The organism is Roseomonas sp. TF40, from assembly GCF_057219975.1.
Genome location: NZ_JBXVVR010000001.1, coordinates 614,140 through 627,879 on the forward strand (window position 1 = coordinate 614,140; position 13,740 = coordinate 627,879).

At 68.5% G+C, this 13,740-nt stretch carries 11 protein-coding genes; all 11 read right to left on the bottom strand.

Annotated features, from left to right (window positions below; translation table 11 throughout):
* Positions 1-7: 7 nt before the first annotated feature.
* The 11 genes from AC2D9U_RS02520 to AC2D9U_RS02570 all read right to left on the bottom strand — a co-directional run bounded on the left by AC2D9U_RS02520 (position 8) and on the right by AC2D9U_RS02570 (position 13,660).
* Positions 8-733: a hypothetical protein gene (locus AC2D9U_RS02520; protein ID WP_484746134.1), complete on the bottom strand. Its 726-nt coding sequence runs from the start codon at positions 731-733 to the stop codon at positions 8-10.
* Positions 723-1,520, bottom strand: a complete 798-nt coding sequence (locus AC2D9U_RS02525; protein WP_484746136.1) for an FAD binding domain-containing protein — start codon at positions 1,518-1,520, stop codon at positions 723-725. The genes AC2D9U_RS02520 and AC2D9U_RS02525 overlap by 11 nt, the downstream gene beginning before the upstream one ends.
* A 12-nt stretch (positions 1,521-1,532) precedes the next feature.
* Positions 1,533-3,920 carry a xanthine dehydrogenase family protein molybdopterin-binding subunit gene (locus AC2D9U_RS02530; protein ID WP_484746139.1) on the bottom strand — a complete coding sequence of 796 codons (2,388 nt, stop codon included), beginning with the start codon at positions 3,918-3,920 and terminating at the stop codon, positions 1,533-1,535.
* Positions 3,921-4,011: 91 nt separating this feature from the next.
* Entirely contained in the window at positions 4,012-4,515 is a 504-nt protein-coding gene (locus AC2D9U_RS02535) for a (2Fe-2S)-binding protein (protein WP_484746142.1), read from the bottom strand.
* Positions 4,516-4,626: 111 nt separating this feature from the next.
* Positions 4,627-5,667, bottom strand: a complete 1,041-nt coding sequence (locus AC2D9U_RS02540; RefSeq protein ID WP_484746143.1) for an ABC transporter ATP-binding protein — start codon at positions 5,665-5,667, stop codon at positions 4,627-4,629.
* Positions 5,664-6,656 carry an ABC transporter ATP-binding protein gene (locus AC2D9U_RS02545; RefSeq protein ID WP_484746147.1) on the bottom strand — a complete coding sequence of 331 codons (993 nt, stop codon included), beginning with the start codon at positions 6,654-6,656 and terminating at the stop codon, positions 5,664-5,666. Before AC2D9U_RS02545 ends, AC2D9U_RS02540 begins: the two co-directional genes overlap by 4 nt.
* Before the next feature lie 162 nt (positions 6,657-6,818).
* Positions 6,819-7,745: an ABC transporter permease gene (locus AC2D9U_RS02550; protein ID WP_484746149.1), complete on the bottom strand. Its 927-nt coding sequence runs from the start codon at positions 7,743-7,745 to the stop codon at positions 6,819-6,821.
* The gene (locus AC2D9U_RS02555) at positions 7,742-8,683 is read right to left on the bottom strand and encodes an ABC transporter permease (RefSeq protein WP_484746151.1); all 942 of its coding nucleotides are present in this window, start codon (positions 8,681-8,683) and stop codon (positions 7,742-7,744) included. Before AC2D9U_RS02555 ends, AC2D9U_RS02550 begins: the two co-directional genes overlap by 4 nt.
* Positions 8,684-8,704: 21 nt before the next feature.
* Positions 8,705-10,306 carry an ABC transporter substrate-binding protein gene (locus AC2D9U_RS02560; protein ID WP_484746153.1) on the bottom strand — a complete coding sequence of 534 codons (1,602 nt, stop codon included), beginning with the start codon at positions 10,304-10,306 and terminating at the stop codon, positions 8,705-8,707.
* A 153-nt stretch (positions 10,307-10,459) separates the two neighbouring features.
* Positions 10,460-12,040, bottom strand: a complete 1,581-nt coding sequence (locus AC2D9U_RS02565) for an ABC transporter substrate-binding protein (RefSeq protein WP_484746155.1) — start codon at positions 12,038-12,040, stop codon at positions 10,460-10,462.
* Between the two features lie 27 nt (positions 12,041-12,067).
* Positions 12,068-13,660 carry an ABC transporter substrate-binding protein gene (locus AC2D9U_RS02570; protein ID WP_484746158.1) on the bottom strand — a complete coding sequence of 531 codons (1,593 nt, stop codon included), beginning with the start codon at positions 13,658-13,660 and terminating at the stop codon, positions 12,068-12,070.
* Positions 13,661-13,740: the final 80 nt, after the last annotated feature.

The window sequence follows — 13,740 nt, forward strand, 5'->3', positions numbered from 1 at the left end:
CCCGCGCTCAGGCGTCTGCGGGTTTTGCGCGCTCCATCTCCAGGCGCTGCGTGAAGGTGGTCTCCACCAGCCGGCGGAAATGCGCAAAGTCGCGGATGAGGTAGGCGTGCTCCGCCTCATCCGTCTGCTCGAGGTTCAGCGCCAGCCCCGGGGTGCGCAGCCACAGCGAGAACAGGTGGCACATGTTCTCGAGGTCCATCGGATGGCGGCTGTGCAGCACGGTCAGCACCGCACGCGGCGGGCCGGGCGGCAATTCGTCCAGGTTCAGCCGCTTCGGGATGCGGGCGATGTTAGCGCGCAAGGCGGGCCAGGCCAGCGGCAGCGTGGCGTCCAGGTTCACCTGCGGATTGGAGACGACGCAGCTCGCCCCCAGGCGCAGCGCCCAATGCAGCGCCGCGTAGCCCGCCATGGAGGCGCCGAAGAACAGCACGCGCGACGGTTTGTAGCCCGCGACGAGCGAGCGGAGCAGCGCCCCGAAGCGCTCCCCGCCATCATCATAGAGGTAGTAGCCGTTCGAGGGGTCGCGGAAGCCGAGGATATCCGCGTTCATGCGCCGGTGGATGGTCTGGACCGAGGCGTATTTCGCCCCGTTGTTGTGCGTCGCGAAGGTGACGATCAGGCGACGCTCGGCGTTCTTCGGATTGGGCAGGAACAGGAAGGGGAAGCCATCGGTGACGCGCTCGAAGCGCGCCACCAATTCCTCCTTCGAGAGCTGCGTGGTGTCAGCCTGCATCCACCACGGCGCGCTTGGCCATCACGGTCACCAGATGCGCGCGGTATTCGGCGCTGCCATGGATGTCGCCATTCATGTCGGCCGGGTCGAGCTTGATGCCCGCGACCGAATCCGGCGCCCATTTCGCGCTCAGCGCCTGCTCCATCGCGGCGACGCGGAAGACGCCGTTGTTGCCTGCGCCGTTCACCGCCACGCGCACGCCCGCCGGGCCGGTCGCGACGAAGACGCCGGCCATGGAATAGCGGCTGGCGGGGTTCTTCATCTTGGCGTAGCCGGCCTTCGCCGGAACGGGAACGTGGATCGCGGTCACGATCTCGCCCACCTCCAGCGCGGTGGAGAACATGCCAGTGAAGAAATCATCGGCGCTGATCGTGCGGCGGTCGGTCTTGATGGTCGCCCCCAGCGCCAGCAGCGCGGCGGGGTAGTCGGCACTCGGGTCGTTGTTGGCGACCGAGCCACCCATGGTGCCGCGGTTGCGCACCTGCGTGTCGCCGATCGTGCTTGCCATGGCGGCCAGCGCCGGGATCGCGGCCTTGATCTCGGCCGAGGTCGCGACCTCGTAATGCTTCGTGAGCGCGCCGATGACGATCGTGTTGCCCTCCCGCTTGATGCCGCGCAGCTCCGCGATGCCGGAGAGATCGACCAGCATCGTGGGCTTGTTCAGCCGCAGCTTGAGCGCGGGCAGCAGCGTCATGCCGCCGGAGATCGGCCGCGCATCCGCATCGGCGGCCAGGAGCTTCACCGCATCGGCGACGGAAGTCGGCTTGTGATAGGCAAATTCATACATGGGAAGGCTCCTTCACTCGGCCGCCATGCGATGGCCGTGGATGATGTTCCAGATCTTGTCCGGCGTGGCCGGCATTTCGACGTGACGTACGCCATAGGGCTTCAGCGCGTCCACCACAGCGTTCATCACCGCGGGCGGCGAGCCGATGGCGCCCACCTCCCCGCAGCCCTTCACGCCGAGCGGGTTGTGCGTGCACAGCGTGGTGTGGGTGGCGACACTCACCATCGGCAGGTCATCCGCGCGCGGCATGGTGTAGTCCATCATCGAGCCCGAGATGAGCTGGCCGCCCGCATCATAGATCGCGGCCTCCAGCAGCGCCTGGCCGATGCCCTGGGCGACGCCGCCCTGGACCTGGCCCTCGACGATCATCGGGTTGATGACGCGGCCCACATCGTCCACGGCGGTGAAGTTCACCACCGAGACCTTGCCCGTGTCGGGGTCGATCTCGACCTCGCAGATGTGGCAGCCACCCGGATAGGTGAAGTTCTTCGGGTCGTAGAAGGCGGTTTCTTCCAGCCCCGGCTCGATTTCCTCGATCGGGTAGTTGTGGGGCACATAGGCCGCGAGGCTGATGTCGGTCAGCGACTTGGTCTTGTCGGTGCCGGCCACGCGGAAGGTGCCGCGGTCGAACTCGACATCCTCGACCGAGGCTTCCATCAGGTGGGCCGCGATGCGCTTGCCCTTGGCGACGATCTTGTCCATCGCCTTGTCCATGGCCGAGCCACCGACCGCGAGCGAGCGGCTGCCATAGGTGCCCATGCCGAAGGGCACCTTCGCGGTGTCGCCATGCACGATGTCCACATTGGCGATCGGCACGCCAAGCTTGTCGGCGACGAGCTGCGCCAGCGTCGTCTCATGCCCCTGGCCGTGACTGTGCGTGCCGGTCAGCACCGTGACGCTGCCCGTGGGATGCACGCGGATGGTGCCGACCTCATAGAGGCCCGCCCGCGCACCCAGGCTGCCCACCACGGCCGAGGGCGCGATGCCGCAGGCCTCGACATAGGTGGAGATGCCGATGCCGCGCAGCTTGCCGCGCGCCTTGGCCGCGGCGCGGCGCGCCTCGAAATCGCCCCAGCCCGCGCCGGCAAGCGCGGCGTCCAGCGTGGCGTGGTAGTTGCCGCTGTCGTACTGGAGCGCGACCGCCGTCTGGTAGGGGAACTGGTCGGGGCGGATGAAGTTGCGGCGGCGGAACTCGACCTTGTCGAGCCCGGCCTCGGCCGCGGCGACATCCATCAGGCGTTCCAGCAGATAGGTGGCCTCGGGCCGGCCCGCACCGCGATAGGCGTCGACGGGCACGGTGTTGGTGAACACCGCCTTGACCTCGGCATAGATCACCGGCGTGTCGTACACGCCCGACAGCAGCGTGGCATAGAGATAGGTCGGCACGCAGGGCGCGAAGGTGGAGAGATAGGCGCCCATATTGGCCAGCGTGTGCACCTTCAGCCCGAGGATCCGGCCATTGGCGTCAAGGGCGAGTTCCGCGGTGCTGACATGGTCGCGCCCATGCGCGTCCGACATGAAGCTTTCGCTGCGCTCGGCGGTCCACTTCACCGGGCGCTTCACCTTGGCCGCGGCCCAGGTGACGATCGCCTCCTCGGCATAGTGGTAGATCTTGCTGCCGAAGCCGCCGCCGACATCGGGGGCGACGACGCGCAGCTTGCTCTCGGGGATGTGCAGGACGAAGGCGCCCATCAGCAGCCGGATCACATGCGGGTTCTGGCTGGTGGTGTAGAGCGTGTAGTCGCCCGAGAAGGAATCGTACTCGCCGATGGCCGCGCGGGGCTCCATCGCGTTGGGCACCAGGCGGTTGTTCGTGGTCTCGAACTTCACCACGCGCGCGGCCTTGGCGAAGGCGGCCTCCATCACCGCGCGGTCGCCGATGTGCCAGTCGTAGCAGATGTTGCCCGGGGCGCTGTCATGCACCTGCGGCGCGCCCGGCTTGATGGCGTCCTCGGTCTGGGCGACGCCGGGCAGCGGCGTGTAGTCGACCACGATGGCCTCGGCCGCGTCGCGCGCCTGGGCGCGGGTCTCGGCGATCACCACCGCCACGGGGTCGCCGACATGGCGCACCTTGCCGATGGCAAGCGCGGGGTGCATCGGCTCCGCCATCGGCGAGCCGTCCTTGTTGTGGATCTGCCAGCCGCAGGGGATACCGCCGATATTCTCGGCCGCCATGTCGGCGCCGACGAAGATCGCCTTCACCCCCGGCATCGCCCGGGCCGCGGCCGTGTCGATGCTGTTGATGGCGGCATGGGCGTGCGGGCTGCGCAGCATCACCGCATGGGTCTGGCCGGGCCGGTTGATGTCGTCCGTGTAGTGGCCGGCGCCCTGCAGGAACCGGAAATCTTCCTTGCGGCGAACACTGGCGCCGATGCCCTCGAAGGGCTGCACAACATTCATTGCTCTTCCTCCCCGTTGACGTGCAACAGGCTGGCCCGCCGCGCCGCACCCTCTGCCGGGGTGCTGACGCGGAGCGCCCAACCGCAGGCTGTTACTCGGCCGCGCGCGCGATCTCGCTGCGGCGGCCCTGCATGACCTCGGCGGCCGCGGCGATGGCCTTCACGATGTTGTGGTAGCCCGTGCAGCGGCAGAGATTGCCCTCGAGCCCCTCGCGGATCTCCTGCTCGGTCAGGCCGCCCGGGTGCTTGTTCACCAAATCGATGGCGCTCATCACCATGCCCGGCGTGCAGAAGCCGCACTGCAGGGCGTGGTACTCGCGGAAGGCCTCCTGCATCGGGTGCAGCGTGCCGTCGGCGGCGGCCAGGCCCTCGATCGTGGTGATGCTGGCCCCCTCGCACTGCACGGCGAGGATGGTGCAGGCCTTGACGCTGTCGCCGCCCATATGGACGACGCAGGCGCCGCACTGGCTGGTATCGCAGCCGACATGCGTGCCCGTCAGCCGCAGATGCTCCCGCAGCAGGTCGACGAGCAGCGTGCGCGTCTCGACCTCGACCGTCTGCTTCGTGCCGTTCACCGTCAGTGTGACCTGCGGCATTGCGCCTCTCCCCGAATGTCCGTTGCAGGACCCAACTGGGGGGCCCTTCCCTGCGCGCAAGCCTCGCCTCACGCCTTACGGGCGTCAAGCGGGCTCAGCCTGTCTTTGCGCTCACCCGACGGCGAGCAACTGGGCGCCCTTGGCCCCGGAGAGCGGGTTGGCCGCCGGGTCGCCCTCATGCAGGTGGCAGGCGGCGATGTGCCCCTCCCCCAGCGCGCTGGCCACGGGCTTGAGCTGCGGCTCCTCCACCCGGCAGCGGTCGAAGGCATAGGGGCAGCGGGTATGGAAGCGGCAGCCCTTGGGCGGGTTGATCGGGCTCGGCACATCGCCCTTGAGGATGATGCGGTCGCGCTGCGCGCCCGGCATGGGCTGCGGCACGGCGGAGAGCAGCGCCTCGGTATAGGGGTGCTTGGGCGCGGCGAAGAGGCTGCGCTTGGGTGCGACCTCGACGATCTTGCCCAGATACATCACCGCCACGCGGTGCGTCATGTGCTCGACGATGGCGAGGTCGTGGCTGATGAACAGCAACGCGAGGCCGAGTTCCGCCTGCAGATCCTGCAGCAGGTTGACGATCTGCGCCTTCACCGACACGTCGAGCGCGCTGACCGCCTCGTCGCAGATGATGAGGTCGGGCTCGCCGGCCAAAGCGCGGGCGATGCCGATGCGCTGGCGCTGGCCGCCGGAGAATTCATGCGGCCAGCGATTCACCGCGTCACGCGGCAGGCGCACCTTGTCCATGAGCTGATGGAGCCGCTCATCGAGGTCGGCGGCGCTCTTGGCGAGGCCGAAATTGCGGATCGGCTCGGCCAGGATGTCGCGCACGCGCATGCGCGGGTTGAGGCTGCTGAAGGGGTCCTGGAACACCACCTGCATCTTGCGCCGCAGCGGGCGCAGCGTGCCGGCCGGCATGTCGTCGATCCGCGCCCCGTCCAGGATCACCTGCCCGCCGGTGAGCGGGAAGAGCCGCAGCAGCGCCTTGCCGACCGTGGACTTGCCGCAGCCGGATTCGCCGACCAGCGCGAGCGTCTCGCCCTTCGCGATCGAGAAGGAGACGCCATCGACGGCATAGACCTGCCCGGTCACGCCGCCGAAGAAGCCGCCACGGATCGGAAAGTGCTTCTTGAGGTCGTTGACTTCGAGGATGTTGCTCATGCCGCCAGCACTCCCTCACGCGGGGCGTAGTGGCAGGCGGCAACGTGCCCCTCGGCCTTGGCTTCCAGCGCCGGTGCCACGCTGCGGCACAGATCGGTGGTGTGCGGGCAGCGCGAGGCGAAGACGCAGCCATCGATCTTGCGCTTCAGACTCGGCACCAGGCCCGGGATCTCGGCGAGGCGCGTCTCCTCCCCCGTGAGCGAGGACCCCAGCTTGGGCACGGAGCCGAGCAGCCCCTGCGTGTAGGGGTGGCGCGGGTTGCGGAACAGGGCGCCCACCGGCGCCTCTTCCACCTTCTTGCCGGCATACATGACGACCACGCGCTCCGCGACCTCCGCCACCACGCCAAGGTCGTGGGTGATGAGCACGATGGCCGCGCCGACCCGATGCTTGAGGTCGCGCATCAGGTCGAGGATCTGCGCTTGGATGGTCACGTCCAGCGCGGTGGTGGGCTCATCCGCGATCAGCAGCTTCGGGTTGCAGGCAAGCGCGATGGCGATCATCACGCGCTGGCGCATGCCGCCCGAGAGCTGGTGCGGATATTCGCGCACGCGCCGCCGCGCCTCGGGGATGCCCACCAGGTTGAGCATGTCGATGGCGCGTTCCTCGGCCTCCTTCGCGGAGAGGCCCTGGTGCAGGCGCAGCGTCTCGCCGATCTGGCGGCCCACGCTGAGCACCGGGTTGAGGCTGGTCATCGGCTCCTGGAAGATCATGCTGATCTCATTGCCGCGGATGTCGCGCATCTCGCGGTCCGAGGCCTGCAGCAGGTTCTTGCCGTTGAAGCGGATCGCGCCCGCGATCTTGCCCGGCGGCTCGGGGATGAGCCGCAGGATGGACATGGCGGTGACGGATTTGCCGCAGCCGGATTCGCCCACGATGGCCAGCGTCTCACCGGCATTGACGTGGAAGGAGACGCCATCCACCGCGCGGTTGATGCCGTCCGGCGTGCGGAAATGCGTCTGCAGGTTGTCGACTTCGAGAAGTGCCACGTTACACCATCCCAATCATATGCGGGCCGGCAGCATGCCGCACTTCAGGCGTGCTGAGGCCGCGAATGCGGCCCGCGGCAAGTGCCGCGAAGCCAAGCCGCCGGAGGCGGCGCCCGTCACGCCGCAGGCGTGCCTTCGGCACGACGTTTGAGGGCATCATCATCACAGCCTCTTGGCCATGCGGGGGTCGAGCGCATCGCGCAGACCGTCGCCGAGCAGATTCACGGCAAGCACGGTGATGGACAGGAAGATGGCGGGGAAGAAGACGATGTAGGGCTTCACCTGCCACAGCGCCCGGCCCTCGGCCATGATGTTGCCCCAGCTCGGGATGATGGGCGGCGTGCCCGCGCCGATGAAGCTGAGGATGGCTTCGGTGATCATCGCGCTCGCGCAGATATAGGTGGCCTGCACGGTGAGCGGCGCGAGGGTGTTGGGCAGGATGTGGCGGATGATGATGCGCGGCGTGCGCGTGCCCGCCGCCACGGCGGCATCGACATAGGGTTGCTCGCGCAAGCTGAGCACAACGCCGCGGACGAGGCGCGAGACGCGCGGGATCTCGGCGATGGTGATGGCGATGATCACGTTTTGCACCGAGCCGCGCGTCAGCGCCATCAGCGCGATCGCCAGCAGGATCGGCGGGATCGACATCATGCCGTCCATGATCCGCATGATGATGCTGTCGGCCACGCGGATGAAGCCCGAGATCAGGCCGATGGTCAGCCCCGCGAGGCTGGCCAGGATCGCCACCGAGAAGCCCACCGTCAGCGACACCCGCGCGCCGTAGAGCACGCGCGAATAGATGTCGCGGCCGAGCATGTCGGTGCCGAACCAGAACTGCGCCGAAGGCTCGCGCGTGCGCAGCGCGGGGGCCAGCGCCGTCGGATCCTTGCTGGTCAGGAAGGGCGCGAAGACGGCGATGAACACCATCGTCAGCACCAGGAAGCCGCCGATCGCGATGGTCGGGTTGCGGCGCAGGAAGCCGACAAGGCCCTTGCGTGCCTTCACCGGCGGCATGATATCGCCCATCGGCGGCGCGGCGTTGATGCCCGGGGGCAGTGCCGCGCCTTGCGGGAATGTGGCCGTGCTCAATACCGGATCCTCGGGTCGAACAGGGTGTAGGCCAGGTCGATCGCGAGATTGACCAGCACATAGACGAAGCTGAACAGCAGCACGACGCCCTGGATGACCGGGTAGTCGCGCCGCAGGATGGCATCCACCGTGAGGCGGCCGAGGCCGGGGATGGCGAAGACGCTCTCCGTCACCACCGCGCCGCCGATCAGCAGCGCGATGCCGATGCCGATCACGGTGATGATCGGCACGGCGGCGTTCTTCAGCGCGTGCAGGAAGAGGATGGAACGCTGCCCCACGCCCTTCGCCTTGGCGGTGCGGATGTAGTCCTGCTGCAGCACCTCGAGCATGGTCGCGCGCGTGATGCGCGCGATCAGCGCGATATAGACGCTGCCCAGCGCGATCGCCGGCAGGATCAGGTTCTCGAGCCAGGGCCAGAAGCCGCGCGAGAAGGGCGTGTAGCCCTGCACCGGCAGCCAGTCGAGTTCGAGCGCGAAGATGTAGGCCAGCACATAGCCGACCACGAAGACCGGCACGGAGAAGCCGAGCACCGCGAAGCCCATCACCGCGCGGTCGATCGCCGTGCCCTGCTTCCACGCCGCCATCACGCCCATCGGCACGGCGAGCGAGACGGCGAGCAGCAGGGTGACGATCATCAGCGACAGCGTGGGCTCGATCCGCTGCGCGATCATCGTGCTGACCGGCAGGTTGGTGAAGATCGAGACCCCGAGGTCACCGTTCATGATGTCCCAGACCCAGGCCGAGAACCGCACCAGATAGGGGCGGTCAAGGCCGAGGCTGGCCCGGATGCGCTCCACATCGGCCGGCGTGGCCTGGTCACCCGCGATGACGGCCGCGGGATCGCCAGGGGCGAGGTAGAGCAGCGAGAAGACGAACAGCGCCACCACCGCCATGACGGGGATCGTGGCGAGGACTCGTCGGACGATGTAAGCGAACATCCGGGTACGGTTTCCTTCGGATCAGGTCTTGCTGACGCCCCAGAAGAAGGGCAGCGGCCCCTTGGCGATGCCGCTCACATTGCGCCGCCAGGCCTGGTAGCTCAGGAAGAAGCCCGTGGGTGCATAGACCACGTTCTCCATCGCCGCGCGGTTGAGACGCGCGATCGCCGCACGCTCTTCCGCCAGGTTGGAGGCGGCGAGCCAGTTCGGCACCTCGGCCTCCACCGCCGGCACGTTGGGCCAGCCGAACCAGGCGCCGTCGCCATTCGCGCGCACCGCGTTGTAGAGCACGGGATTGATGGCGTCCGCGCCCGCATGCCAGGTGTGGAACATGCTCCAGCCGCCCTGGCCCGGCGGGTTCTTCATCGAGCGGCGCTGGCCGACCGTGCCCCAATCGGTGGCCACGAAATCGACATTCATGCCGATCCGCTTCAGCAGGTCGGCGGTGACGTCGCCCATCGCCTTGGTGATCGGCTGGTCCTGCGCGACCAGGCAGGTCACCGGCTGACCGGCATAGCCGGCCTCGCGCAGCAGCGCGCGGGCACCCTCGACGTTGCGCGGCCCCTTGAGGATGTCGCCGCCCTCTTCGGTGTAGAGCGGCGTGTTCGGCGTGAAGAAGCCGGGCAGCGGGCTCCACAGCGCGCGGTCATTGCCGACCAGCGCGGTCATGTAGTCTTCCTGGCTCAGCGCCATCAGCACCGCGCGGCGGATGCGCACGTCGTTGAAGGGCGCATGCAGGTGGTTCATGCGGAAGCTGCCGATATTGCCGAGCGGATCGGCGATGTCGACGGCGATGTTGCGGTTGCGGCGCAGCACCGGCACGAGGTCGGTGATCGGGTTCTCCCACCAGTCGATCTCGCCGTTCTGCAGCGCGGCGGAGGCCGTGGCCGGGTCGGGCATGATGACCCACTCGATGCGGTCCACGCCCATGCGCTTGCCGCCGGCCAGCCAGCTCGCCGGCTCGTTGCGCGGCACATACTGCTCGAAGCGGCTGAACACGGCGCGCGCGCCGGGCACCCACTCGCCGCGCTCGAAGCGCATCGGGCCGGAGCCGACATACTCGTTGATCTGCGTGAAGCTGTCGAAGCGCGTGGCGATGCGCTCGGGCATGATGAAGCACATCGGCGTGGCGTTCTTGCCCAGCGCCATCGTCATCTTCGGGAAGGGCGCCTTCAGCTTCCAGCGGAAGGTGCGGTCATCGACGGCGACCAGCTCATCGGTCGCGGCGCGCAGCAGCTGGCCCATCGGGTCGCGCGGCATCCAGCGGTTGATGGAGGCCACGCAGTCGCGCCCGCGCACCGGCTCGCCATCATGGAAGCGCAGGCCCTCGCGCAGGCGGAAGGTCCAGGTCTTGCCAGCGTCCGTAACCTCCTCGGCCTCGACCATCTGGCGCTGCGCTTCGAGCTTGTCGTTGAAGCCGTAGAGCGTGTCCCAGACCATCGCCGAGGCGTTGCGCACGACATACTGCGTGCCCCAGATCGGGTCGAAATTGGCGAGGTTCGCCTGCGGCACGAAGCGCAGCGTGCGGTTCGCCGCCTGGCTATAGGCCGGTGCGGCAACGCCGCCCGTGGCCAGCGCCGCGCCGGCGGCCGCGCCGCTCTTCAGGAATGACCTGCGATCCATGTTCACTCGATCCCTTCTTGTCCCAGACGCCCCAGTATTGGGCAGGATGCCTTATCCCTGAGCGGCGCGCCAGCGGGCAGACGGCTTCATGCCGCCTGCGCCACAACCACGCGGAAGGCGAAGCACGTGCCGTGCCACTCCGGCGCGGGTCGCTCAGCCCTTGCCGATGTTCCAGAACACCGTCGCCGGCGCGCGGAACACGCCGGTGAGGTTGCGGCGCCAGGCACTCGGCTGCCAGTAATAGCCCAGCGGCATGTAGTGCATGAACTCCATCGCGCGGCGGTTGAGTGCCTCCGCGATGCGCCGGCTCTCCGCCGGGTCGCCGGTCTCCACCCAGGCGCCGCGCAGGCGCTCGATCTCGGGATCATCGGGCCAGCCGAACCAGGCATTCGCGCCATTGGTGCGCAGGAAGAGGTGGAACACCGGCAGCGCCAGCGACTGGCCCGAGGAGGTGGTGTGGATGATGCTCCAGCCGCCGCGCTCCACCGGTTCCTTGCTGGCGCGGCGCTGCACCAGCGTGCCCCAATCCGTGGAGATCACCTCGAGGTTCATGCCCATGCGCGTGAGGATGTCGGCGGTCACCAGGCTCAGCGCATTGATCTGCGGATAGTCGCCGGGCGCGATCAGCACCACTTTCTCGTTGTTGTAGCCCGCCGCGCGCAGGGCCGCGCGCGCGCGCTCGATGCTGCGCGTCTTGAGGATCTCGCTGCCGGCCTCGTTCGCCAGCGGCGTGTCGCAGGTGAACACGCCCTCGCACACGCCCCAGCCCGAGGGCTCGTTGCCCGCCACCGCGCGCAGATAGTCGCGCTGGTCCACCGCCATCGCCACGGCGCGGCGGATCGCGGGGTTGTTGAAGGGCGGCTGCAGCGTGTTGAAGCGCGCAATGCCGTAGGTGCCATCGAGCAGCCGCTGTTCCACCACCATCTCTCGGGAGCGGCGCAGCAGCGGCAGCAGGTCGTGCAGCGGATATTCCCAGTAATCCTGCTCGCCCTGGGTCATCGCATTCGCGCTGGTCGCGGGATCGGTGATGATGGTCCACTCGATCCGGTCGATGCGCGGGGCCCGCCCGCCGGCGAGGCCATCCACCGCCTCCTGCCGCGGCACATAGCGCTCATTCTTCGTCCAGACGGCGCGCTGGCCCGGATTCCACTCGCCGGGGACGAAGCGGAAGGGCCCGCTGCCCACTGCCTCGCGGATCTGGGTGAAGGCGTCGATGTTCGCGATCCGCTCGGGCATCACGAAGCAGGGGAACTGTGTCTGGCCCAGCGCCATGGTCAGCAGCGGCACGGGGCGATGCAGGCGGAAGCGGAAGCGGCGGTCGTCCAGCGCCTCGACCTCGGCCACGGAGGGCCAGAGCACCTGCATGAAGGGATCGCGCCGCGCCCAGCGCTTGATGGAGGCCACCGCATCCTTCGCGAGAACCCGCTCCCCATCATGGAAGAACAGGCCTTCGCGCAGCGTGAAGGTCCAGGCGAGGCGATCATCCGCGACCGCCCAGCCCTCCGCCATCTGCGGGCGGATGTCGCCGGCCGCGTTCTGCGCGCAGATCTGGTCGTAGATCATGAAGGCGTTGTTGCGGGTGACCACCGCGGTGGTCCACACCGGGTCGAGCGAGGTGAGGTTGGCCTGCGGGATGACGCGCAGCACCCGCGCCGCGCCACCCTGCGCCCCCACCACATTCGGGGCCATGACCGCCCCCGCCCCCGCCGCCAGAACGCCGCGCCTGCCGATCATGCTCGCCTCCCGATGTTCGTGGTGATCTCAGCCGCGCCGGATGCCCCAGTAGAGCGCGAGTCCCGGCACGCGGCCCGTCAGATTCGTGCGCAGCGCCGTCATGGAGAGATAGGCGCCGACCGGCACATAAGGCAGTTCCTCCATCGCCTCGGTCTGCATCTCCCGCGCGAGGCGCTGCTCGGTGGCGAGGTCGGGCGCCTCGAACCAGGCGTCGCGCAATTCCTCGAGCTTCGGCGCCGTGGGCCAGCCGAACCAGGCGCCCGTGCCATTGCCGCGCAGCGGGAAATGCGCCGCGGGGTTGGCGAAGTCGAAGGAGGCGAAGGCGGTGAACAGCATGGACCAGCCGCCGCGCTCCACCGGCTCGCGCGAGGTGCGGCGCTGCACGGTGGTGCCCCAATCGGTCAGCACGATGTCGGCATTGAAGCCCAGGCGCCGCGCGAGATCCGCCCCCACCTGCGTCATCGCCGCGGGCGCGAGGATATCGGTGGGGCCGATCAGGCGCATCGGCTGGTTGGTGTAGCCGGCGGCGCGCATCAACTCCCTCGCCCGGTCGATGCTGCGCGGGCTGGTGAGCGGGCCCATCGCGGCGTCGTTCGCGAGCGGCGTGCCCGGCGTGAAGAAGCCGCAGCTGGAATTGTAGGTCGCCGGGTCAGTGCCCACGATCGCCTGCATGAAATCCTGCTGGTTGATCGCGGGCAGGATCGCCTTGCGCAGCGCCTTGTTGTCGAAGGGCGGATGCAGGTGGTTGAAGCGCAGGATGCCGCAGAGCGGCAGCGGGTCGATCGCCTCGATCTTCACGTTGCGGTTGCGGCGCAGCAACTGCTGGATCTCGGGCGGCGGCTGCTCGTACCAGTCGATCTCGCCGGTCTGGAGGGCGGCGGCGGCGGTCGCGGCATCGGTGATGATGTGCCACTCGACGCGGTCGAAATGCGCCACCTTCGGCCCCGCCGTCAGGCTCGTCGTGCCGCTGGAGACGGGGACGTAGTCGGCGTTGCGCGTGTAGACCACGAGGCTGCCGGAGTTGAACTCATCCGCCTTGAAGCGGAAGGGGCCGCTGCCGATGGGCTCGCGAATCTGGGTGAAGGCGTCGGTCGCCGCGATGCGCGCGGGCATGATGAAGGCCGGGCTGTTCGAGACCTGCGCGAGGGCCGCGAAGATCATCGGGAAGGCGCGCTTCAGGCGGAAGCGCAGCGTGGTGTCGTCCACCACCTCCAGCGCGTCGGTCAGGCTGGCGAGCTTCTGGCCGAAGGGGTTGCGGCGCATCCAGCGCTGCAGGCTCGGCACCACATCCTGCGCGCGCACCGGCTCGCCATCATGGAATTTCAGCCCGGGACGCAGGCGGATGGTGACGATCTTCCCGCCATCGTCCAGCACATGCCCCGCCGCCATCTGCGGCTGCGGCACGAACTGCGCGTCCATGCCGTAGAGCGTGTCGTAGATCATGTGCCCGTGGTTGCGCGTGATGTTGGCCGTGGTCCAGATCGGGTCGAGGCTGGTGAGGTTGGCCTGCGGCACCATCTTCATCACACGGTTCTGCGCCGGCTGCGCGATGGCGAAGCTCGGCGCCGAAGCACCCGCGCCGAGCGCTGCGCCGGCCTTCAGCAGGTCCCTGCGTCGCATATCCTGTCTCCCGATCAGCATCCCGGGCAGGATCAGAACAGGGGATCGCCGATCCCGCAAGCAGGAAGGGCGCCGACCTT